Genomic DNA, 20833 nt, shown 5'->3' with positions numbered 1-20833 from the left:
CAGGTTATTTCCGCACGGAACCACACGCCGGTCCCGTGCGGAAACGGCAACCCCAGAACAGATTCTCAGTGCACCAGTTCGGCGTCCATCTTGCGCAGCGGCGCGGCCAGCGCGGTCCGGCAGGGCACCCCCAGCTTGGTGAACACGCGGGACAGGTGGCCCTCCACGGTCTTCACGCTGACCACCAGCTTCTCGGCGATCTGCCGGTTGGTCAGCCCACGCACGGCCAGCTCGGCGACCTCGTGCTCGCGCACGGTCAGCGTGTCCATGCTGCGGACCTGCGGCGCGCGCCGCACCGACAGGCTGAGCTGGGTGTCGACCAGTTCGGCGGCCAGCGCCCGTGCCCCGCAGCTCTCGGCCAGCCGTCGGGCCACGCTCAGCTCCCGCAGCGCCGAGTCCCGCTCCCCCATGCCGATCAGCGCGGCGCCGACCACGGCGTGCGACCGGGCCGCGTAGCCGGGCATGCCGGCCTCGGTGAACGCCTCGGCGGCCCGGCCGGCCCGTAACTGCGCCACCTGGAGGTCGTTGCGGGCCAGCGCGACCTGGCCGTTGGCCAGGTGCATGACCGCGGTGTGCCCCCACATCGCCGGCGAGGACGACTCGGCGGCGTGCTCGGCCCACAGCGCGGCGCGGGCCGGCCGGCTGCGGGTGAGCTCCAGGTTGACCATCGATTCGCAGACCCACGGCCGCAGCACCGGCGCGACGCGGCCCGGGTCGGTGTCCACGCCGGCCAGCGTGGCCAGGCGCTGGCAGCCGTCGACGTCTCCCAGGTGCAGCCGCGACCCCAGCAGCTCCACCAGCAGTCGACGGGCCCAGTTGGCGTCCAGCTGACTCATCACGCGGGCCGACGCCTGGTCGGCCAGCTGCGAGTCGCCCCGCCAGGCCGCGGCCCAGGCCTGGACCGCGAGCGCGGCGGGCAGGTCCTCCCCAAGACCCGCGCCGCCGATGTGTTGGGCGGCGGCCACCGCGCGCGCCGCCAGTTCGGTCGCCCGGCTGAGCCGGCCCCGCAGCACCTGGTTCCGAGCAGCCCCCGTGCTGCGTTCGGCCGGCCTCGTCTCGTCGTCCACCTTCTCGACCTCCCCATGGTGAACACCCAATGTAAACCAAGATGAATGGAGAGGGCCCGCAGATACATCACAGTCTGCGCTGTCGTGCTACCTCATAGAGAACAATGGACGCCGCGTTCGCCGCGTTGAGCGAACTGGCCGCCCCTCCGATGGGGATGCTCAGCACGTCGTCGCAGGCCGCGCGCCATGCGTTGCTCATGCCCGCGGTCTCGTTCCCGACCACCAGCAGTGTCGGGCCGGTGAGCTCGTGCCGGTCGACAACCGCTGTGCCGTGCTCATCGGTGCCCACGATGCGGACCGTTACGGGTTGGGACCGAATCCATTCGATAACAGTTGCGGCAGCGTCGGCGCGGACCACCGGCAGCGCGAAGAACGAGCCGGTGCTGGCCCGGACCGTGCGGGGGTCGTAGATGTCGGCGGCGTGCCCGGCGACGATCACGCCGTGCGCGCCGAAGGCGTCGGCCGAGCGGATGACCGTGCCGATGTTGCCGGGGCTGGTCGGCCGGTCGAACACGACGCCGAGGAAGTCGTCGGGCACCGGGATGCGGTCGAGGTCGTCGGGCGGCAGCTCGGCAACGGCGATCAGTTCCGGCGCGTCGTCGGCGTCCTTCTCCCCCAGCTCGGCCAGCAGTTCGGGGGCCATGGACACCCGGGTGGCGGTGGTGGTGTCCAGCAGCTCCTCGGCCCACTTGGACAGCCGCCGGCCGGCCGGGTAGAGCAGCGCCGCCAGGGGCCAGCCGTGCTCGACGGCCAGCGTGATGGGTCGGACGCCGTGCACCAGGAACTCGCCGGTGCGCTGCCTTTTGGTCCGGTTGCCGAGCAACGCCTCCCACTGCTGGAACCGGGCGTTGCGGGTCGTCACCCGCAGATCAGTCACGCCGGCAACCCTGGCACAACAGTCCCGGGTCACCAATTTGCGCGCCCCGCATCTTTGCGTGACGCGCAAGTTTCTGTAGCGTGGGTGGCATGGACCTCGACACGGACTTCGATGTGGTGATCGCCGGCGCCGGACCGAACGGGCTGATGCTGGCCGCCGAGCTGCGGCTGGCCGGGGTGCGGCCGCTGGTGCTGGAACGCTTGCCGGAACGGGCGACCGCGCCCAAGGCCAACGGCCTGATGGGCGTGGTCGCGCGGCTCCTCGACGCCCGCGGCCTCTACGAGAAGCTCGCCGGCTGGCCCGCCCCACCGGCCGCCACACCGTTCTTCACCTACGGCGGCATGCGCCTTGACCTGCGGGAACTACCCGAGAACCCGATGTACGCGATCCAGATCCCGCAGCGGCGGCTGGAGGCGATCCTGGAGGAGCACGCCGTCGGACTCGGCGCGGAGATCCGTCGTGGCGTCGATGTAACAGGCTTCACCGACCATGGGTCTTACATCGCGGTGGAGACCGACGCCGGCCAGTTCACCGCCCGGTTCCTGGTGGGCTGTGACGGCGGCCGGAGCACGGTGCGCAAGCTGGCCGGCATCGACTTCCCGGGCGTGACCGACGACGACGTGGTCAGCCGGTCGGCCAATGTCAGCCTGCCGACCGCGGCGGCCATGGCGCTGCCGGTGCCCGGCCACGGCGACATCCCGGCGTTCATGTTCCACCGCACCGAGACCGGGGTGTTCATCTGGGCGCGGTTCGAGGACGCCGTCACCGTGAACACCATGGAATGGGGCGGGGCGCCCGACGACACAGCGCTGGATGACCCTGGGCCCATGACGTTGGACGAGCTGCGGGCCAGCGTGAAGCGGGTGCTCGGGGTGGACGTGCCGCTGGAGCCGCCGATGCTGGACCGGACGCCGCTGCTGCGCCGGCTCAGCGGCAACAACACGCGGATCGCCGGGCGGTTCCGTGACGACCGGGTCTTCCTGGCCGGAGACGCCGCCCACGTGCATGCCGGCATTGGTGCGCCGGGGCTGAACGCGGGCCTGCAGGACGTCACCAATCTGGCGTGGAAGCTCGGGGCCGCGATCCACGGCTGGGCCCCGGACGGGCTGCTCGACACCTACCACTCGGAGCGGTATCCGGTGGCCGAGCGGGTGGCGATGCAGACCCAGGCCCAGTCGGCGCTGCTCGCCCCGGGCACGAAGGTCACCGCCCTGCGCACCCTGTTCGGGGAGCTGCTGGCCTCGCCGGACAATATCGGGCACATCGCGAACACCATGTCCGGCAACGACATCCGCTACGAGCAGGCCGACGATCCGCTGGTCGGGCGGCTCATGCCGGAGCTGTCGGTGACCACCACCGCTGGGGTGGTGCGGCTGGCGGAGCTGCTGCGGACCGGCCGGCCGGTGCTGCTCGACCTGGCCGGCGTCGGCGAGGTCGCGGCTGGGTGGCGGGATCGGGTGGACGTCGTCGCCGGCGCCCATCCCGACCACCCCGCGCTGCTCATCCGCCCCGACGGCTTCGTCGCCTGGGCCGGGACGTCGTCGGCCGGGCTGGCCGAGGCGCTGACCCGCTGGTTCGGCTCCCCTACGGCTTGAGGTCGGTGGCCGCGCGCAGCGAGCCGTCCATGTAGAACGGCGTGGACGTGTGCTCGTGGGCGATGCGCCAGCCCTCGGCCGTCCGCCGCAGGCCGTAGGTGGCGCGGAACCACAGCTCGAAGGCGAAGTCCATGCCCTTCGGGGTGGCCGACAGGCGGTTGAGCGAGTGGGCGAAGGCCAGATCGCCGCCGACCTCGATCTCCAGCTCGGTGATCCGGTAGTCCACCGGGCCGTCGAAGGTGGCGAACCAGGCCAGCTGGCCCGGCACGTCCCGGGCGGCGTCGCCGCGGCGGCCCAGCGGCGGGGCCAGGTCGAACTTGACCACGTCGGCCGTGTAGCGGTCGATCAACCGCTGCGCATCGCCGTCCTTCATCGCCGCCTCGGCCGCAATGATCAGGTCTCGGATCTCGTCGCTGCTGCTCATGACTGTGTCCCTTCCGCTCGGTCGGGCCGGTGTCGAAGCCGCTCGCTACTTTTCGACACCGGTCACTTGATCGCCAGCGGATTGGTCGGCGACCCGACGGCGCGGCGGAACTTGATCGGCGGCGCGGTCATCATGAACTCGTAGCGGCCGTCCTGCGCGCAGTCGGCGGCCAGCTCCTCGAAGTCGAGGATCTCGCCCAGCGTCATGCCCATGTCGCGGATGAGGACCAGGTGCACCGGCAGCAGCACGGCCGGGTCCTCACCGGGCAGCACCTCGACCGCCCAGTTGTCCGAGCAGACCGCGGCCACCTCGTGGTCGGCCAGCCACTCGCAGCTGGCCAGGCCCAGACCGGGCTCGCCGGCCATGAACGACGCCGGGTCGTGCTCAGCGAGGAACTTGCGCCGCCAGCCGGTGCGGATCGCGAGGATGTCGCCGCCGCGCAGGTCGGTGCCCTGCGCGGCGAGCACGGCGTCGAGCTCGTCCGGGGTGATCACCTCGCCGGCCGGCAGCCAGTCCACGCCACGATGGCCGGCGACGTCGATCAGCACGCCGCGGCCGACCAGCCCCTTGGCCTGGTGCTCGATCGACAGGTGCTTGGTGCCGTGCGGGGTGATGTCCGAGGCGGGAAACCCGTTGTAGAGCAGGTCGTCGTAGTAGACGTGGGCCAGGCCGTCCCACTGCGAGGCGCACTGCAGCGGCATGAACACGTAGTCGTCGGAGTAGTGGGCCCCGCCGGGCAGGTGCTGGTCGACGCCGGTCTCCTTCATCGTCAGCACCGGGTTGATCCGCAGCGCGCCGGTCTGCGGGCCGTCCGCGCCGAACGGGATGCCCAGGTCGAACACCTTGCCCTCGCGCACAAGCGCGGACGCCGCGACCACCCGCTCCGGGGTCAGCAGGTTGGTCGTGCCGCGCTCGTCCCGGTGCCCGCCGACGTCCCAGCGGCCCCAGTTGGACAGGCGCCGGCCGACCTCCCGAAAGTCCATCCCGCCACCCTGGCGAACATCGACCCGTGTCGAAACCGCCGAACCGGCCTCGACACCACGCCGGTGAGAGGATTTCCGCGACCTACGGGAGGCACGCCATGCGGTACCTGATCCTGATCCACAGCAACCCGCGGTCCCGGGCGCTGTGGGAGACGTTGACCGACGAGCAGCGCATGGAGTTCGGCCGGGGCTACATGGCGCTCAGCGCCGAGATCGAGGCGGCCGGCGAGATGGTGATCTCCAACGGGCTGACCGATCTGGCGCTGGCCAAGCGGGTGTGGGTGCAGGACGGCGAGACCATGACCAGCGACGGGCCGTTCGCCGAGGTCAAGGAGTACGTGGCCGGCTTCCTGCTGCTGGACACCGAGACCGAGCAGCAGGCGCTGGCCTGGGCGGCCAAGACGCCGGACGCGCAGCTGGGCGGGGCGGTCGAGGTCCGGCCGCTGCTCGACATGAGCACCTTGGACCTGTGAAGGTCACGTCCGAGGTCGAGGACCTGCTGCGCACGCTGGCGCCGCAGGTCCTCGGCGTGCTGGTGCGGCGCAACGGCGGCTTCGACACGTGCGAGGACGCGGTGCAGGAGGCGCTGCTCGCGGCGGCCCAGCAGTGGGTCAAGGACGGTGTGCCGTCGAATCCGACGGGCTGGCTGATCACCGTGGCGCAGCGGCGTTTGACCGAGGTGTGGCGCAGCGAGGCAGCGCGGCGACGCCGTGAGGAAGCGGTGTTCACCGCCGAGCCCGACGACGCCGATGTGCCGGCCGAGGACGACACGCTGACGCTGCTGACGTTGTGCTGCCACCCGTCGCTGACCCGGGTGTCACAGGTGGCGCTGACGCTGCGCGCGGTCGGCGGCCTGACCACCCCGGAGATCGCCCGGGCGCTGCTGGTGCCGGAATCGACCGTGGGGCAACGGATCAGCCGGGCCAAGGCGAAGATCAAGGCCGCCGGGGCCCGCTTCGCGCCGCCGCCGGCCGAGGAGCGCGACGAGCGGCTCAAGGCCGTGCTGGCCGTGCTGTACCTGATCTTCAACGAGGGGCACACGACCAGCTCCGGCTCGGCGTTGAACCGCGTCGAGCTGACCGGCGAGGCGATCCGGCTGACCCGTCAGCTGCACCGGCAGATGCCGGCGGACGGCGAGGTCGCCGGGCTGTTGGCGTTGATGCTGCTGACCGACGCCCGCCGGCCGGCGCGGACGCTGCCCGACGGCACGCTGGTGCCGCTGGCCGAGCAGGACCGGTCGCTGTGGGACCAGGACGCGATCGCCGAGGGCACTGCGTTGATCACGCACGCCCTGGCCACCGCCGTCATCGGCCCGTACCAGCTGCAAGCCGCCATCGCCGCGGTGCACGACGAGGCGCCACGGGCCGAGGACACCGACTGGATGCAGATCCTCGGCCTGTACGAGCTGCTCAACTCGGCCGCCCCCGGGCCGATGGTGACACTCAACCGGATCGTCGCCGTGGCCATGGTCCGCGGCCCGGCGACGGCCCTGGCCGAGCTGGCCGAGGCGGAATCGGCGCTGGGCGGGCACTACCGGGTGGATGCCGTGCGGGCGCACCTGCTGAAGCTGGCCGGTGACGACGATGCGGCGCGCGTCCATTACGAGTCGGCCGCGCGCCGCACCCTGAGCCTGCCCGAGCAGCGCTACCTCAGCGCGAAGGCAGCACCTCGACCTCGGCCGTAGCCACCCGCTCCCGGTCGTTGACCAGCTCGAGGCCGACGACCTTGTCGTCCTCGACGGTGAACACGAACAGCCCCATGACCTCGCCCTTGTACATCCACACCGCGCCGACGTTGCCGTCGATGAGGGCGGGCAGCGCGCCGCGGGCCTTGCCCGAGAACGCCGTCGCAACCGTGCGGGCGCCGGCCATGCGGGCCGACAGCAGCGGCGCGCCCTTGTCGTGGTTGGCCATCGAGGCCGCCACGGTCGTCTCGTCGGCCCGCAGCTCGACGTCCGGGTCGAGCAGTTCCAGCAGCGCGTCGAAGTTGCCGTCCCGCGAGGCCGCGAGGAACGCGTCGACCACGCGGCGCTGCCGGTTGAGGTCGGAGTCGGGCCGGTCCGCGCCCTGCACCCGCCGCCGGGCCCGGCTGGCGAGCTGACGGGTCGCGGTCGGCGTGCGGCCGACGATCGGCGCGATCTCGTCGAACGGCACCGCGAACAGGTCGTGCAGCACGAAGGCCAGCCGCTCGGCCGGGGCCAGCGTCTCCAGCACCACCAGCAGCGCCGGCCCGACCGAGTCGGCCAGCAGCGCCTCCTGCTCGGGGCCGGCCACCGCGGCATCAGGTGCCTCGTCGATGGGGTCCTCACGCCGTGACTTGCGGGACCGCAGCATGTCCAGGCACACCCGCGCGGTCACCGTGGTCAGCCAGCCGCCGAGGTTCTCCACCTCGCTGGTGTCGGTGCGCGACAGCCGCAGCCACGACTCCTGCACCGCGTCCTCGGCGTCGCTGGTCGAGCCGAGCATGCGGTAGGCCACCGCCCGCAGGTGGTCCCGATTGCTCTCGAACTGGTCGGCCAGCCATTTTTCGTCCACGGTCACATCCTCCGTCCGGGCTCCGTCATAGCAGTGACGGACGGGCCCCGCCCGATGTGACCATTTCAAGGAGACATCATGTTGCAGACGATTCTGTTCCCGGTGAAGGACGTCGAGAAGGCCAAGGCCGTGTACACCGCGCTGCTGGGCACCGCGCCCGGCGTCGAGTCCCCGTACTACGTGGGCTACGACATCGACGGCCAGCACATCGGCCTGGTGCCCAACGGCAGCACCAACGGCCCGGCCTGCTACCGGCACGTGGACGACCTGGAGAAGGGTCTGGCCGCGCTGATCGAGGCCGGCGCGTCGATGGCTCAGGAGCCCAAGGAGGTCGGCAACGGCCGGACCGTGGCCAGTGTGCTCGACGCCGACGGCAACGAGATCGGCCTCATCCAGGACCGGCACTGACCGTGACCACGAGGCCGTCCGCGACGCGGTCGACCCGGCAGGACGTGAGGTCGGCGACGACCGCGTCCGCCGTGAGCTCGGCCGCGTCGTGGGAGGTCGCGACGGCCAGGGTTGTCGCGCCGGCGTTGCGCCCGGCCAACAGTCCGGCCGGCGCGTCCTCCACGACCAGGCAGCGCCTGATGTCGTAGCCCAGGGCCGCGGCTGCCTTGAGGTAGCCCTCGGGATCGGGCTTGCCCGCGCTGACGTCGTCGGCTGCGATCAGCACGTCCGGCACCGGCAGTCCGGCGGCGGCCAGCCGGGCCCGCATCAGTTCCTGCGAGCCGGAGGTCACCGCCGCCCAGCGGTCCTTCGGCAGCTGCGGCAGCAGGGTCTTGGTCGCCGGCAGGGCCACGACGTCGCCCAGGTCGCCCAGCTCCAGCCGGGCCAGCTCGGCCACGGCATCGTCCCATTCGGACGGCGGCAGCAGGTCGGCGATGGTGTCCTCGCTGCGCCGGCCGTGGCAGACCCGCAGGATCGCTTCCGCGTCGAGACCGCGCTCGGCGGCGAAGATCCGCCACGTGCGCTCGACGGCGCCGGTCGAGTCGACCAGCGTGCCGTCGATGTCGAACAGGATCGCCTCGAGCTCGAACCGGGTCAGCCCGCCCACGGGCCGACCCCGCCGATGCGGGTCACCTTGTAGCGCACGATGAAACCGGGCGCCCGCTCGACCGGGAACGTCGAGTCCGGGCCGACGTAGACCTTGGTCAGCCGGTCCAGCAGGTCCCAGGCCTGGTCGGTCGGCTCGACGGTGGCCCGCGCGCGCAGCACCGCGTTCTCGTCCAGGAAGGTGCCGCGCACCCGTGGCGCGTCGAAGGACAGCACCACGCGCGGGTCCCGCTGCATGTTGCGGATCTTCACCCCGGTGTGCTGGTGGCCGCTGACCAGGTCGTCGCCGTCCAGGCCGATCCAGATCACCGACACCTGCGGGCTGCCGTCGGCGTTGACCGTGCTCAGGTGGGCCATCGGCCCGCTGTTGATCAGGGCGCGCAGGGACTCGGGCAACGTGATCGCGTCAGGCACGGGCCCACCGTATCCAACGCCCGGTGGTGACGGCTCGGCGACGCTCCGGCATATTGCCGGTCATGACGACCCTGGCGCGCCACCCGGCGTTCGTGCGGCTGTGGCTGTCCGGGCTGTTCGCCGAGACCGCGGAGTGGATGCTCCAGGTGGCGCTGCCGGTGTACGTCTACCAGGCCACCGGGTCGGCCGGCTCGACGGCCTTGGTGATGGTCACCGGGATCCTGCCGATGCTGCTGGTCAGCCCGGTGGCCGGGGTGGTCGCCGACCGGTTCGACCGGCGGCGGGTGCTGTACGTGGTGTGCCTGGCCCAGGCGGCGGTGTCGGTGCCGCTGCTGTTCGGCAGCCACCAGGGGCTGATCTACGTGGTGATGGTGGCCCAGTCGGCGCTGGCCTCGCTGTTCGAGCCGACCCGCAACGCCCTGGTGCCGGCGCTGGTCGGCGCGGACCGGCTGGCCTCGGCCAACGGCCTGATGGGCTTCAACAGCAGCATCTCCCGGCTGGCCGGCAGCGCCCTCGGCGGGCTCGTGCTGGGCGTGTGGGGCCTGAGCTGGGTGATCGTCGGCTACCTGGCGGCGCTGGTGCTCGCCGCGCTGCTGCTGGTGCCCCGGTTCGGTGTGCACGTGGAATCCACGCCGGCCGAGCCGGGCGGTTGGCTCGACGGTGTGCGGGCCTTCCGGGACCCGTCGCTGCGGGCCACCGGTGTGTCGTTGGGGCTGATCGCGTTGGGGCAGGGCATGTTCCTGGTCCTGTTCGTGGTGTTCGTGACCGGTCCGCTGCACGGCGGCGACGCGGATGTCGGTCTGCTGCGAGGAATCCAGGCCATCGGCGGGCTCGGGGCCGGGCTGCTCATCGCGGCCGTGGCCAACCGGGTCAGCGCGGTGCGGATGATGGGGCTGGGCATTCTCACGCTGGGCCTGTGCTCGGCGCTGATCTGGAACCTGCCGCACGTGACCGTGACTTTCTGGCTCTACGTGGTGCTTTTCGCCGCGATCGGCGCGCCGGCGGTGGTGGCGCAGTCGGCCGCGCTGACCGCCGTGCAGCTGCGGGTCCCCGACGAGCAGACCGGCCGGGTGCTGGCCGCCGTGTACGCCGGCTTCGCCGGCCTGACCACCGTCGGCACGCTGGTCGCCGGCTTCCTGGTCGGCACGGTCGGGCTGGACGTCCTGTTGGACGTGCAGGCCGGGATGCTGGTCGCGGCGGGGATCGCCGCGCTGCTCAGGAGGGCGTAGTCAGCCAGCCGCGGTGCAGGGCCGGGGCCAGCTCGTGCGCGGCGGAGTTGCGGACGTTGTCCTCGTCGTGCAGGTAGCCCTCGGTCGTGGTCAGCACCGCGTGGCCGAGGTCGCGCTGCACCTGCCGCGGCGGCACGCCCCGTTCGACGGCATGGGTGGCGTAGGAGTGGCGGGCCGAGTGCGGGTGGATGCTGTCGCGCAGCGGGCCCAGGTGGGTGGCGATGAACTCCGCCTCGGGGGTGGACGAGTCGGTGAACGCCCTGCACAGCCGGGTCAACACGGCTTGCAGGTGCGAGGTGTGGACCCGCCGGCCCGTGCTGGTCACGAAAATCGGCCGAACCCCGGCCCGGACCTGGCCGGGCAGCGCCGGCACCGCAGGCTCGGTCCGCTCACGCAGGTAGTCCTCCAGCGCGTCGGCCACCGGCGGGGCCAGCGCCACTTCCCGGTCCTTGCCGCCCTTGCCATGCACGCGCAGGACCCCGATGTCGTGCGGGGCGGCCCGCCGGTAGTCGTCCAGGTTCACGCCCACCAGCTCGTCGGCCCGCACCCCGGTGCCGATCAGGATCTCGATCATCGCCCGGTCCCGCCGCCCGTCCCGGCGCTCGTCCTTGAGCAGGTAGGCCGCCATCAGCAGCGCCCGACAGGCCTGGAACGACCAGCGTTTGGTCGTCGACGGCGTGCCGGCCGGCTTGTTCAGGTGCTGGGCCCGTCGGTCCACAAGGGACACCGGGTTCTGCTGGGCGAGGCCTTCCCGCAGCAGGTACTTGGCGTAGAACGCCGACACCGCCGACAGCATCCGCCCTCGCGTGGCATCGCTGTAGCCGGCCTGGCGGAGCTCGTCCAGCCACCGCTCCACGTGCTCGACCTTGACGTCCGCGAACCGCATTCCGTTGCCGGCGCACCAGTTCAGCCATTCCAGCCCGGTCGGCGCGGCCCGCTTGCGGCCGCGACGGCGGGTGGGGTCCGGCGGCGTGTAGCCCGGCACCCATTCCAGCGGGATCCCCAGATCGGTCGCATAGGCCAGGCGTGTGTTCACCGAGGCGTAGATGCGCAGGAATTCCTGGAGGCGTTCGCGGGCGGTCTTGTCCTCCCCGACCAGCGCCAGCGTCACGCCCCGACTCCCCTCGATCAAGGGCCCCCTTTTGATCAAGGAAGAGTCTGCCATGCCGGGGGTTGTCAGGGGTGGACGCCACTCCCCTCCACTTCAACATATAGCGCACAGGGGGTCTTGCGGCAAGACCCCGGTTGTGCCGCAGAATGTGCGGCCGAAGCCCGGGAGCAGCGAAAACAGGGGGATTCTTGTGTTCGACGTGATCATCGTCGGTGCGGGGCCGACCGGACTGGCCCTGGCCGGCGAGCTGCGGCTGCACGGCGTGGACGTGGTCGTGCTGGAGCGGGACGCCGAGCCGACGAAGGTGGTGCGGTCGCTGGGCATCCACGCCCGCACCATCGAGCTGCTCGACCAGCGCGGGATCCTGGACCGGTTCCTGGCCGCCGGCACGAAACACCCGGTCGGGGGATATTTCGCCGGGATCCAGAAGCCCGCCGGCGTGCGGCTGGACACCGCGCACAGCTACGTCCTGAGCATCCATCAGCCCGTGACCGACCGACTGCTCGAGGAATGGGCGGTGGAGAGCGGCGCGGACGTCCGTCGTGGTGTCGATGTAACAGGCTTCACCGACCATGGGTCTTACATCGCCGTGCAGACCGACACCGGCGAGCTCGCGGGCCGGTTCCTGGTCGGCTGTGACGGCGGCCGGAGCACGGTGCGCAAGCTGGCCGGCATCGACTTCCCGGGCGAGCCGTCCCGAGTGGACACGCTGATCGCCGAGATGGAGGCGACGGCGCCGGCCGACGAGATGCTGGCCGTGATGACCGAGATCCGCAAGACGCAGAAGCGGTTCGGCATCGGGCCGATCGCCGGCGGGCTGGTGCGGGCGGTCGTGCCGGCGGCCGACGTGGTCGAGGACCGGGCGACGCCGCCGACGTTCGAGGAGTTCCGGCAGCAGCTGCTGGTGACCGCCGGCACCGACTTCGGCGTGCACTCGCCGCGCTGGCTGTCCCGGTTCGGCGATGCCACGCGGCAGGCCTCGCGGTATCGGGTCGGGCGGGTGCTGTTGGCCGGCGACGCCGCGCACATCCATCCGCCGCTGGGCGGGCAGGGGCTCAACCTGGGCGTGCAGGACTCGTTCAACCTCGGTTGGAAGCTGGCCGCCACGGTCGCCGGGTGGGCGCCGGAGGGGCTGCTGGACACCTACGAGGCCGAGCGGCATCCGGTGGCGGCCGACGTGTTGATCAACACCCGGGCGCAGATGGAGCTGATCTCCACCGAGCCGGGGCCGCAGGCCGTGCGGCACGTGCTGTCCGAGCTGATGGACTTCGACAACGTGCGGGAGTTCCTGATCTCCAAGGTGACGGCGATCAGCGTCCGCTACGACTTCGGCGATCCGAATCCGCAGGTGGGGAAGCGACTTCGGGACGTGGCGCTGAAGCGGGGGCGGCTGTACGAGCTCATGCACGCCGGCCGTGGGCTGCTGCTCGACCAGACCGGCCGGCTGTCGGTGGCGGGCTGGGGTTCGCGGGTCGACCATGTCGTGGACGTCAGCGAGGAGCTGGACGTGCCGGCCACGCTGCTGCGGCCCGACGGGCATGTGGCGTGGGTCGGTGAGGACCAGGAGTCGCTGGTGGAGCACCTGTCGCGGTGGTTCGGCGCCGCGGACAACTGAAGGGGGATCCGGTCATGCTGCGTTTCGACCATGTCGGGGTCGTCGTCGAGGATCTCGACGCCACCGTCGCGTTCTTCGTTGATCTCGGGTTCGAGCTGGAGGGCCGGGGGCACGTCTCCGGCACGGCCATCGACAAGATCAACGGGCTTGACGACGTGCGGACCGAGTTCGCGATGGTCCGCACGCCCGACCGCACCGGCAAGCTGGAGCTGCTCAAGTACCACGTGCCGGCCGACACCGACGGCCCGCACGCGTTGGCCGCCAACCGCTTCGGGTTCCGGCACATCTGCCTGGAGGTCGAGGACCTGGACGCCCAGCTGGATCGCTTGCGGGGCAAGGGTTTCGACCTGGTCGGCGAGGTGGCGGACTACGTATACCGGCTCTGCTACGTGCGGGGGCCGGAGGGGCTGATCATCGAGCTGGCCCAGGCGCCGGCGGCCGCGGCGGCCGGCTGAGTCGATATCGAGTGGACGGTGCGGTGTCCGGGCCGGTAGCTTGCTGCCGTCCGTGACACCGCCCGAGGAGGTGAGACCCATGACCGCAGTAGCGATGTGGGTGCTCCCCTTCCGTCACGGCCGGGCGATTGACGTAGGTGTCGCCGGGAGCAGCCTCGATCCTCCCGAAAGGCAACACCATGGACGTGATCATTGCCGGCTGCGGGCCGACCGGCGCGATGCTGGCCGCCGAGCTGCGACTGCACAACGTGCGGGTTCTCCTGCTGGAGCAGGACACCGAGCCGGCGTCGTTCGTACGGATCGTCGGCCTGCACATCCGCAGCCTTGAGCTGTTGGCGATGCGCGGGCTGCTGGACCGCGTGCTCGAACACGGGCGTCAGCGCCCGGCCGGCGGCCTGTTCGCCGGCATCCCCAAGCCCGCGCCCGAGGGCCTGGATTCCGCGCACGCCTACATGTTGGGCATCCAGCACCCGGTCATCGTGCGTCTGCTCGAGGAGCACGCGATCGAGCTGGGCGCGGAGATCCGACGCGGGTGCGCGGTGGCCGGTTTCTCGCAGGACGACGAGGGCGTGACCGTCTCGTTGACCAGCGGCGAACAGCTCCGGGCCCGCTATCTCGTCGGCTGTGATGGCGCGCGCAGTACGGTCCGCAAGCTGCTGGGCGTCGGTTTCCCCGGCGAGCCGTCACGCAACGACACGCTGATGGGCGAGATGAAGGCTTCCGCGCCGCCGGAGGAGATCGCCGCCAAGGTCGCCGAGGTCAACCGGACCCAGCAGCGGTTCTGGCTCCGGCCGTTCGGCGAAGGGATCTACAGCGTCGTGGTCCCGGCCGCCGACGTCAGCGACCGCACGGAACCACCCACGCTGGCCGACTTCCAACAGCAGCTCGTGGCCTTCGCCGGTACGGACTTCGGCGTCCACTCGCCGCGGTGGCTGTCCCGGTTCGGTGACGCCACCCGGCTGGCCGAGCGGTATCGGGTCGGTCGGGTGCTGTTGGCCGGCGACGCCGCGCACATCCATCCGCCCACCGGCGGGCAGGGCCTCAACCTGGGCGTGCAGGACGCCGTCAACCTCGGGTGGAAGCTCGCCGCCGCGGTCGCCGGCTGGGCGCCCGACGGGTTGTTGGACACCTACCAGGCCGAGCGGCATCCGGTCGCCGCTGACGTGCTGGACAACACCCGGGCGCAGATGGAGCTGTCGTCCACCGAGCCGGGGCCGCGGGCCGTGCGGCGGCTGCTCACCGAGCTGATGGACTTCGACGAGGTCAACCGGCACCTGATGGAGAAGATCACCGCCATCGGCCTACGCTACGACTTCGGTCCCGGTCCTGACCTGCTCGGCCGCCGGCTGCGCGACATCGACGTCAAGCAGGGCCGCCTCTACTCCCTGCTGCACCGTGGTCGGGGTCTGCTGGTGGACCGCACCGAGCGGCTGACCGTCGGCGGTTGGTCGGATCGGGTCGACCAGCTCGCCGATCCCACTGCGGCACTTGACGTTCCGGCCGTCCTGCTCCGTCCGGACGGCCACATCGCCTGGCTCGGCGACGATCAGCGTGACCTCGAGCAGCACCTCGCCCGCTGGTTCGGCCACCCCACCGCTTAACCCCGGGGTTCGCCACCTGAGTGGCTCATTTGGCTCCTGAGCGCAAGTGAGCCACTCAGGTAGGGCCGATGCGTTTCGTCACCGTGACGATCGCGGGCCTCATGATCCCCTTCGGCCCCGTCGCAGATACCCATTCACAGGTCATATCAATAATCTCACTTATCCATATGACTCTCGCCAACCCTGCCTGGCTAGCAATTTGAGTATCACTACTCAAACCTGCCAGTTTTGGTTCTGAAACCCATTGCTGTAGGGTATCCACTGTGAGCGTTGACGCAGGTGAACGGCACCTCTCCCCTCCGGTGCGACGCGGCAGCCGCGACGAACGTCGCGAGGCGACACTGCGGGCGTTGACGGCCGGCATCGGGGCGCAGTGCGCCTATTGCGGACGGGCACTGCCGGAGCTGTCCCCGCGCGGCGGTCGGCCGACCCCTTACTGCGCGCCGGACCCCGAGCGGTACGGGAACTGGGGCGCGAAGGTGATCACCTGCGCGATGCTCGACGAGCAGCGTGAGATCTGGGTGCACCTCTACGGCCCCCAGCCGATCACTCCCCTGGACCTCACGGCCTTGGACGGGACCCTCGCAACGGCGCTGGCGGCGTTGGATCCGCTCCGGACCGTCGTCGGCGAGCTCAGCACGCGGGTCACCGGCGAGGCCTCGGATGCCTTGGCCGCCAAGGCATCCGCCGAGGAGCAGCGCCAGCAGGCCCGCGCCGAGGCCTCCCAGGCCATCGCCGAACGTGACCAGGCCCTGGCCGAGGCATCCGCCGCTCGTCAGGAGGCCGCCGACGCCATCGCCGCCCGGGAGACCGCCGTCCGCCAGGCCTCCGAAGCACTACAGGCCCGCGACCAGGCCTTGGCCGACCAGCGTGCCGCCGAGCAGCTCCGTGACGACGCCGTCCGCACCAAGCAGGCCGCTTTGGACAAGGTCACCCAGTCCCAGGACCGCGTAGCCGATCTCCAGCAGGCGTTGGAACGCGAACGCCAGGACTCCGCCGCCCAGCGCGAGCAGCTCCGCGCCGCTCACGTCCAGGCCCTACAGGAGCTCCAGACCTCGCTCGCCCACCGCCAGGACGAGCGCCTCCAGTCCCAGGCCACCGAATTCCGTCAGCAGGCCCAGTCCGCCGCCACCGCCGCCGAGGCCCGCATCGACGCTTTGACCAGCCAGCTCACCGCAGCCAGCCAGTCCTACGCCCAGTCTTTGGCCCCCTCCACCAGCAGCTCAGCGACCTCCGCCGCGACCTCGACGTCGCCACCGCCGCCACCCAGTCCGAGCAGCGCCGCTCGACCGACCTCCGCGCCGCACTAGCCCACGCCCTCGAGCAGCAGACCGACGAGCCGACCCTCCGCCAGGCACTCAATGGGTTGCTCGGTGCCGATCAGGAGACCTGATCAGGACGAACAAGCTGGGAATCCAGCGCCGGAAGCCCGGCATCCCGAGGTGTCTCAGACCACGCCTCGGGTGCTGGGCCGAACGCACGCCGGGCGGCCCGCACGGCGAGGGCAGCCATGGTGGCGTTGGCGCCGCCGCCGATCGCCGCGCCGATGCCGAACGGGACCACCCGGCCGAGCACGATGATCCCCTGCTTGGTGCCGTACTTGGTGACGAAGTTCTTGCCCAGGACCTTGTTGATCTGTTTCAGCGTTGCCGTGGGCACTTTGCCGACGAGTTGGCGGGCCCAATGCTGACCGGTGCGCTCGGCGGCCTTGCTGATGGTGGTGGAGCCGGACTCGCCGAGCAGGACTCCCATCACGAGCGTGCGGCGGCGTTCGATCTCGTCCAGCTGGACCCCGTAGATCTCGGCCAGCGAGAGGGCGAACAGGGTGCTCAGCTCGAGCGAGGAGAAGAACTCGCCCGCCGACAGCGCCAGCGCGATCCCGGTGCCGACGGCGGGCGCGGCCGCAGTGGCCCCGACCGCGGCCCCAGTTCCTGCCACGGCACTGACGTACATCCGCTCCAGGGTGCGAACGACCTGCGCCGGCGTCGCATCCGGGTTGCGCTGGCGGGCACGGGCGATGTTCTTGCGGACCAACGGTGTCTGCGCGCCGATGGCTTTGTCTAATAGATCGAGGATTAACTTGCCCCGTCCGCTCGACTCCCGGACCGGTCCTTCGATGGCGTCAGAGGCCACACTGAACTCCTTGAGAGGGACGAACAGGCTCAGTCCCGCAGGCGGAACAGGGAGGTGGGGTACTCGCTGCCGAGCAGGCTGTTGGCGATCTCGCCGCCGCCGGTGGCTTTGAAGGTCATGGTGGCGACGTCGTCGTTGGACAGCGCCACCCGCTCGATCGGGAAGTCGGCGCTAACCCGCTGGGTGAGCTGGCCGGCGAGGTATTCGGTGAGGCTGTTGTGCTGGCCGATGCCGGCGCCGCCGACGGTGCCGCCGAAGTGGTGCTTGAGGCCGGGGTGGGCGCGGTCGACCCGGATGGCCAGCTGGTAGGCGGTGAGGTACGGGCGGCCGGATCCGTTGGGGGACGGCTTGACCTCGGCGAGGGCGGCGCGAACCTTGTCCAGTACCTGGAGCTCATCCCACTTGGTCACGGCCCGACAGTCGGTCCGAGCCCTGGAGTCGTTACGCGGGCCGGATTGCGGTGCCGCGTGGCGGGTAACTGGCCTCGGGGTCGACGGTGGCGAGGATCTGCCGGGCGATGGCGGCGAGCTGGGTGACCTGGTCCGGGCCGAGGGCGTCGAAGACGTAGGTGCGGGCGAGTTCCAGGTGGACGGGGGCGGCCTGCACGACGAGGGAGAAGCCGGCGTCGGTGAGGGTGGCGTTGGTGACGCGGCCGTTGCCGGGACACGCGGCGCGGGTGACCCAACCCTTCTGCTCGAGCTTGGCGACGACGTGGGAGAGCCGGGACAGGGAGGCGTTGGAGAGGGCGGCGAGCTCGCTCATGGGCAGGGTGCGGTCGGCGGCCTCGGACAAAGCGCTCAAGGCGAGGAGCTCGAAGTGGGCGAGCCCGACGCGGCGGCGCAGCTCGCCGTCGAGGGCGGCGGGAACCTTGATGAGCACGCCGATCAACGAGACCCACGCATCGGTCTCGGCGGCGGACAGCCAGCGCGGCGAGGTGCTCACGGGGCCCATCCTAACTGACGGTTGAAGCTTCAACCCAAACGGGGTTACGCTCACGAGAGTTGAAGCTTCAACCGTTGGAGGACGACATGGACCTGACTCGCAGGACGATGATGGTGGGGGCGCTGGCGGCGACGGCGGTGGTGGCGGGCGGAGGTGTGGCCGAGGCCGGGACAACGGAGGAGTTGGAGGCGGGCCACGCGACGCCGAGGCTGGTGCGGCAGGTGACGAGCCTGTACCGGGACAAGTCGACGGCCTCGGTGGACCGCACGATGGCCCACTTCGCCCGCAGCCCGATGTTCTACACCGACGCCACGCTGGGCTGGTACCTGCCGACGTGGCAGAGCCTGCGAGACGTGTTCCAGCAGTACATGCCGACGTGGCCGAAGACGGCCCGCTCCTACCCGACGCGGCTGATCGGCGACGAGCGCAGCGCGATCGTGGTGTTCACCGACTCGCCGGAGCTGTTCGGCCACGAGATCCGGATCGTGGCGGCGGTGGATTTCCGTGACGGCAAGGTGATCCGGCAGGTCGACTACTGGGACGGCCGGCACTTCGGCATCGAGGCGACCAACGCGTTGCGGGTGCCGGCCGAGCAGTATCCGCCGACGTACGGCGAGAACGTGGTCGAGGACCAGTCGTCGCCAGTGGTGCAAGCCGTGGCGGCGAAGCTGGTCGCGGGCGACACCGACGGCCTGTTCGCGGCGGACGCGGTGCTGGAGGATCTGGCGTTACGGACGCAGATCGTCGGCCGGCAGGCGATCGAGGCGTACCTGAAGCGCGCGATGCTGCCGTACAGCAAGGGCACGACGATCCGGCACACGGTCGGCAGCGCCCGGGGCGGCGGCTACGAATGGATCCGCCGCAACGCGCCGGTGGATCACGGCATCGTGGCGTTCGAACTGGACGAGCAGCGCCGCATCACCCGGCTCATCGCCACCTGGGACGGTGCCAAGCTTGACGACACCGCCATGACCGCGCTGCTCACGCAGACCCTGGAGCGCTGAGCACGGGTTCCGTGACAACCCGGTCGCCGGCCGGCAGCCGTGGTGGCAGGGTCGGCGGGTGCACTTCGAGTCGATCACCCGTCCGGACGGGGCGTTCCAGCAGCCGTTGACCGCCGAGCAGGTCGTGGCGGTGTGCCGGCGGGGGTTCGGGCGGGCGCCGGTGTCGGCGGTGGAGTTGGGCGGGGGCTCGTTCAACACCACCTACCGGGTGGATCTCGGTGGGCTGGCGGCGATCCTGCGGGTGGCGCCGGCGTGGTCGTACCGCATCGAGCGGGGGTTCATGCGACACGAGCATGCGGCGCTGCCGTTCTTCGCGCCGATCGCCGATTTGATGCCGCGCATGCTGTTCGTGGATTTCACGCGTGATCTGGTGCCGCGGGACTACACGTTCCAGACGGTGTTGGGTGGGCTGCCTGGTGCGGAGGGGTTTCGGGCGCTGGCCGACAAGCCGGGGTTCTTTCGGCGGCTGGGCGAGATCGTGCGGACGGTGCATGGGGTGCGCGGCGAGCGGTTCGGCCGCCCGGCCGGGCCGCTGTTCGCAGCGTGGAGCGAGGCGGTGTTGTCCATTGTGGACGACACGGTGGCCGACATCCACGACGCGGGGCTGGATTCTGCCGACGTGCGGGAGGTCGCCGCGCTGGCGGCGAAGAACGCCGCGGTGCTGGACGAGATCTCCGAGCCGCGGCTGCTGCACGGCGACCTGTGGGTGCCCAACGTGCGGTTGGACGGGGAACGGATCGTCGGGGTGTTCGACCACGACCGGGCGATGTGGGGTGATCCGGCCGCGGACTGGAGCATCTTCGAGGCCGGCCGGCGGCCCGGCACCGACCGGGACGCGTTCTGGGACACCTACGGCCGGCCGGCGGACTCCCGTCACGCGGCGTGGCGGTCGGCGCTGTACCGGGCAGTTCACCTGGGAGCGGTGCGCATCGAACGGCACCGGCTCGGGCTGGCGGAGAAGATCCCGGCCAGCTACGAGCAGATGGCCGGGGTGCTCACCGAGCTGCGCTGACCACATTCGAATGTCACATGCGCGCCGTACTTGCCTCCCAGAGGCACATCCGGACCGCATGTGACAACGAGGGCGTCAGAGCTCGGGGCGTTCGCCGGCGGCACCGTCGGCCTGTTCGCGGAGCAGGTCGAGGTGGCCGAGGTGACGGGCGGTCTCCTCGATTAGGTGCAGCACGATCCAGCGCAGGCTCTTGTCGCGCAGCGCGGCGATGTCGTCGAGGGAGTCGGCGGCCAGGATGACCTCGTCGCAGCGTTTGGTCTCGGCGGCGTAGTCGGCCAGCAGCTCGGCCATCGTGACGGAGGCCGGCGGCTTGAAGTCGCCGTCGTCGTCCTGCTCGGTGTAGTCGAAGGTCAGATCCGGCTGGTCGGCGAAGACCCGGCGGAACCAGGACCGCTCCACGTTGGTCAGGTGCAGCACGACGCCGTGCGCGGTCAGCCCCGATGCGGTGGTGACGGCGCGCAGCGCGTCGTCGGCGGCGTCCTGGAGCTTCCACGGCACCAGGTCCCGCTGTCGTTGCAGGAATTCCAGCAGTGACTCACGTTCGATGTCGCTCATGGCCGTGCACGCTACGGCGATCGGCCGATGGCCACGACCGAGTTTTCACGGGATGTAGTGCAGCGCGTAGTTGGTGACCAGGATCAGGCCGAAGATCAGGGCCAGCACGGTGCCGCGGCCGCGGTTGTGCAGGCACAGGATGGACAGCCCGAGCACGCCGAGCCCGACGCCGCCCTTGGGTGGGGTGACGCCGGGCTGTGGTGCGGACATCGCGGAGACCCCTTCCGGT

24 protein-coding genes are annotated in these 20833 nt (G+C 70.9%); 11 read left to right on the top strand and 13 right to left on the bottom strand.

Annotated features, from left to right (window positions below; translation table 11 throughout):
* Positions 1 to 65: 65 nt before the first annotated feature.
* Positions 66 to 1067 (bottom strand): LuxR C-terminal-related transcriptional regulator, encoded by a 1002-nt coding sequence (locus M3Q35_RS10285; RefSeq protein WP_273941448.1) that lies wholly within the window; start codon positions 1065 to 1067, stop codon positions 66 to 68.
* A gap of 67 nt (positions 1068 to 1134) precedes the next feature.
* A complete protein-coding gene (locus tag M3Q35_RS10280) occupies positions 1135 to 1944 on the bottom strand; it encodes a TrmH family RNA methyltransferase (protein ID WP_273941447.1) in 810 nt (269 codons plus the stop codon).
* Between the two features lie 89 nt (positions 1945 to 2033).
* Here M3Q35_RS10280 and M3Q35_RS10275 point away from each other — a divergent pair, with 89 nt between their 5' ends.
* The gene (locus M3Q35_RS10275; RefSeq protein ID WP_273941446.1) at positions 2034 to 3539 is read left to right on the top strand and encodes an FAD-dependent monooxygenase; all 1506 of its coding nucleotides are present in this window, start codon (positions 2034 to 2036) and stop codon (positions 3537 to 3539) included.
* On the opposite strand, the gene M3Q35_RS10270 is transcribed toward M3Q35_RS10275, so the two are convergent.
* Both M3Q35_RS10270 and M3Q35_RS10265 read right to left on the bottom strand, forming a co-directional pair.
* The gene (locus M3Q35_RS10270) at positions 3529 to 3963 is read right to left on the bottom strand and encodes a YybH family protein (RefSeq protein WP_273941445.1); all 435 of its coding nucleotides are present in this window, start codon (positions 3961 to 3963) and stop codon (positions 3529 to 3531) included. The genes M3Q35_RS10275 and M3Q35_RS10270 overlap by 11 nt on opposite strands.
* A 62-nt stretch (positions 3964 to 4025) precedes the next feature.
* Positions 4026 to 4946 carry a cyclase family protein gene (locus tag M3Q35_RS10265; RefSeq protein WP_273941444.1) on the bottom strand — a complete coding sequence of 307 codons (921 nt, stop codon included), beginning with the start codon at positions 4944 to 4946 and terminating at the stop codon, positions 4026 to 4028.
* A gap of 98 nt (positions 4947 to 5044) precedes the next feature.
* On the opposite strand from M3Q35_RS10265, the gene M3Q35_RS10260 reads away from it, so the two are divergent.
* Positions 5045 to 5419, top strand: coding sequence for a YciI family protein (locus tag M3Q35_RS10260; protein ID WP_273941443.1), 375 nt, complete (start codon positions 5045 to 5047; stop codon positions 5417 to 5419).
* Positions 5416 to 6630, top strand: coding sequence for an RNA polymerase sigma factor (locus M3Q35_RS10255; protein ID WP_273941442.1), 1215 nt, complete (start codon positions 5416 to 5418; stop codon positions 6628 to 6630). Before M3Q35_RS10260 ends, M3Q35_RS10255 begins: the two co-directional genes overlap by 4 nt.
* Here M3Q35_RS10255 and M3Q35_RS10250 read toward each other — a convergent pair.
* On the bottom strand, positions 6596 to 7480 hold the full coding sequence (locus M3Q35_RS10250; protein WP_273941441.1) for a sigma-70 family RNA polymerase sigma factor: 885 nt from the start codon (positions 7478 to 7480) through the stop codon (positions 6596 to 6598). The genes M3Q35_RS10255 and M3Q35_RS10250 overlap by 35 nt on opposite strands.
* A gap of 78 nt (positions 7481 to 7558) precedes the next feature.
* On the opposite strand from M3Q35_RS10250, the gene M3Q35_RS10245 reads away from it, so the two are divergent.
* The gene (locus M3Q35_RS10245) at positions 7559 to 7888 is read left to right on the top strand and encodes a VOC family protein (protein ID WP_273941440.1); all 330 of its coding nucleotides are present in this window, start codon (positions 7559 to 7561) and stop codon (positions 7886 to 7888) included.
* Here M3Q35_RS10245 and M3Q35_RS10240 read toward each other — a convergent pair.
* Entirely contained in the window at positions 7869 to 8534 is a 666-nt protein-coding gene (locus tag M3Q35_RS10240) for an HAD-IA family hydrolase (RefSeq protein WP_273941439.1), read from the bottom strand. The genes M3Q35_RS10245 and M3Q35_RS10240 overlap by 20 nt on opposite strands.
* Positions 8522 to 8947 carry a PPOX class F420-dependent oxidoreductase gene (locus tag M3Q35_RS10235; RefSeq protein WP_273941438.1) on the bottom strand — a complete coding sequence of 142 codons (426 nt, stop codon included), beginning with the start codon at positions 8945 to 8947 and terminating at the stop codon, positions 8522 to 8524. The genes M3Q35_RS10240 and M3Q35_RS10235 overlap by 13 nt, the downstream gene beginning before the upstream one ends.
* A gap of 23 nt (positions 8948 to 8970) precedes the next feature.
* Here M3Q35_RS10235 and M3Q35_RS10230 point away from each other — a divergent pair, with 23 nt between their 5' ends.
* A complete protein-coding gene (locus tag M3Q35_RS10230) occupies positions 8971 to 10176 on the top strand; it encodes an MFS transporter (RefSeq protein ID WP_337960575.1) in 1206 nt (401 codons plus the stop codon).
* Here the strand turns inward: M3Q35_RS10230 and M3Q35_RS10225 are convergent.
* Entirely contained in the window at positions 10163 to 11287 is a 1125-nt protein-coding gene (locus M3Q35_RS10225; protein WP_273941436.1) for a tyrosine-type recombinase/integrase, read from the bottom strand. The two genes, M3Q35_RS10230 and M3Q35_RS10225, sit on opposite strands and share 14 nt — an antisense overlap.
* A gap of 190 nt (positions 11288 to 11477) precedes the next feature.
* Here M3Q35_RS10225 and rox (M3Q35_RS10220) point away from each other — a divergent pair, with 190 nt between their 5' ends.
* The 4 genes from rox (M3Q35_RS10220) to M3Q35_RS10205 all read left to right on the top strand — a co-directional run bounded on the left by rox (M3Q35_RS10220) (position 11478) and on the right by M3Q35_RS10205 (position 16268).
* Positions 11478 to 12902, top strand: a complete 1425-nt coding sequence (gene rox, locus M3Q35_RS10220; RefSeq protein ID WP_273941435.1) for a rifampin monooxygenase — start codon at positions 11478 to 11480, stop codon at positions 12900 to 12902.
* A 14-nt stretch (positions 12903 to 12916) separates the two neighbouring features.
* Positions 12917 to 13357 carry a VOC family protein gene (locus tag M3Q35_RS10215; protein WP_273941434.1) on the top strand — a complete coding sequence of 147 codons (441 nt, stop codon included), beginning with the start codon at positions 12917 to 12919 and terminating at the stop codon, positions 13355 to 13357.
* A 179-nt stretch (positions 13358 to 13536) separates the two neighbouring features.
* A complete protein-coding gene (gene rox / locus M3Q35_RS10210) occupies positions 13537 to 14958 on the top strand; it encodes a rifampin monooxygenase (protein WP_273941433.1) in 1422 nt (473 codons plus the stop codon).
* Positions 14959 to 15221: 263 nt separating this feature from the next.
* Positions 15222 to 16268, top strand: a complete 1047-nt coding sequence (locus M3Q35_RS10205; protein ID WP_273941432.1) for a hypothetical protein — start codon at positions 15222 to 15224, stop codon at positions 16266 to 16268.
* Positions 16269 to 16338: 70 nt separating this feature from the next.
* On the opposite strand, the gene M3Q35_RS10200 is transcribed toward M3Q35_RS10205, so the two are convergent.
* From M3Q35_RS10200 to M3Q35_RS10190, 3 genes are read right to left on the bottom strand one after another with little or no spacing between them, the layout of a single operon-like run.
* Positions 16339 to 17091: a hypothetical protein gene (locus M3Q35_RS10200; protein ID WP_273941431.1), complete on the bottom strand. Its 753-nt coding sequence runs from the start codon at positions 17089 to 17091 to the stop codon at positions 16339 to 16341.
* Between the two features lie 29 nt (positions 17092 to 17120).
* Positions 17121 to 17501: a hypothetical protein gene (locus tag M3Q35_RS10195; protein ID WP_273941430.1), complete on the bottom strand. Its 381-nt coding sequence runs from the start codon at positions 17499 to 17501 to the stop codon at positions 17121 to 17123.
* A 31-nt stretch (positions 17502 to 17532) separates the two neighbouring features.
* The gene (locus tag M3Q35_RS10190) at positions 17533 to 18033 is read right to left on the bottom strand and encodes a MarR family winged helix-turn-helix transcriptional regulator (protein WP_273941429.1); all 501 of its coding nucleotides are present in this window, start codon (positions 18031 to 18033) and stop codon (positions 17533 to 17535) included.
* An 86-nt stretch (positions 18034 to 18119) separates the two neighbouring features.
* Between M3Q35_RS10190 and M3Q35_RS10185 the strand changes: the two genes are divergently transcribed.
* Together M3Q35_RS10185 and M3Q35_RS10180 are read left to right on the top strand one after the other, a co-directional pair.
* Positions 18120 to 19037, top strand: coding sequence for a hypothetical protein (locus M3Q35_RS10185; protein WP_273941428.1), 918 nt, complete (start codon positions 18120 to 18122; stop codon positions 19035 to 19037).
* Positions 19038 to 19095: 58 nt separating this feature from the next.
* On the top strand, positions 19096 to 20049 hold the full coding sequence (locus M3Q35_RS10180) for a phosphotransferase family protein (protein WP_273941427.1): 954 nt from the start codon (positions 19096 to 19098) through the stop codon (positions 20047 to 20049).
* A gap of 75 nt (positions 20050 to 20124) precedes the next feature.
* On the opposite strand, the gene M3Q35_RS10175 is transcribed toward M3Q35_RS10180, so the two are convergent.
* Together M3Q35_RS10175 and M3Q35_RS10170 are read right to left on the bottom strand one after the other, a co-directional pair.
* Positions 20125 to 20604, bottom strand: a complete 480-nt coding sequence (locus M3Q35_RS10175; protein ID WP_273941426.1) for a DinB family protein — start codon at positions 20602 to 20604, stop codon at positions 20125 to 20127.
* A gap of 45 nt (positions 20605 to 20649) precedes the next feature.
* Positions 20650 to 20814 (bottom strand): hypothetical protein, encoded by a 165-nt coding sequence (locus M3Q35_RS10170; RefSeq protein WP_273941425.1) that lies wholly within the window; start codon positions 20812 to 20814, stop codon positions 20650 to 20652.
* Between the last annotated feature and the right edge of the window lie 19 nt (positions 20815 to 20833).

Source organism: Kutzneria chonburiensis, assembly GCF_028622115.1.
GTDB lineage: Bacteria > Actinomycetota > Actinomycetes > Mycobacteriales > Pseudonocardiaceae > Kutzneria > Kutzneria chonburiensis.
The sequence above is the reverse complement of the archived record's forward strand: the minus strand, read 5'-3'. Positions and strand labels throughout refer to the sequence as shown.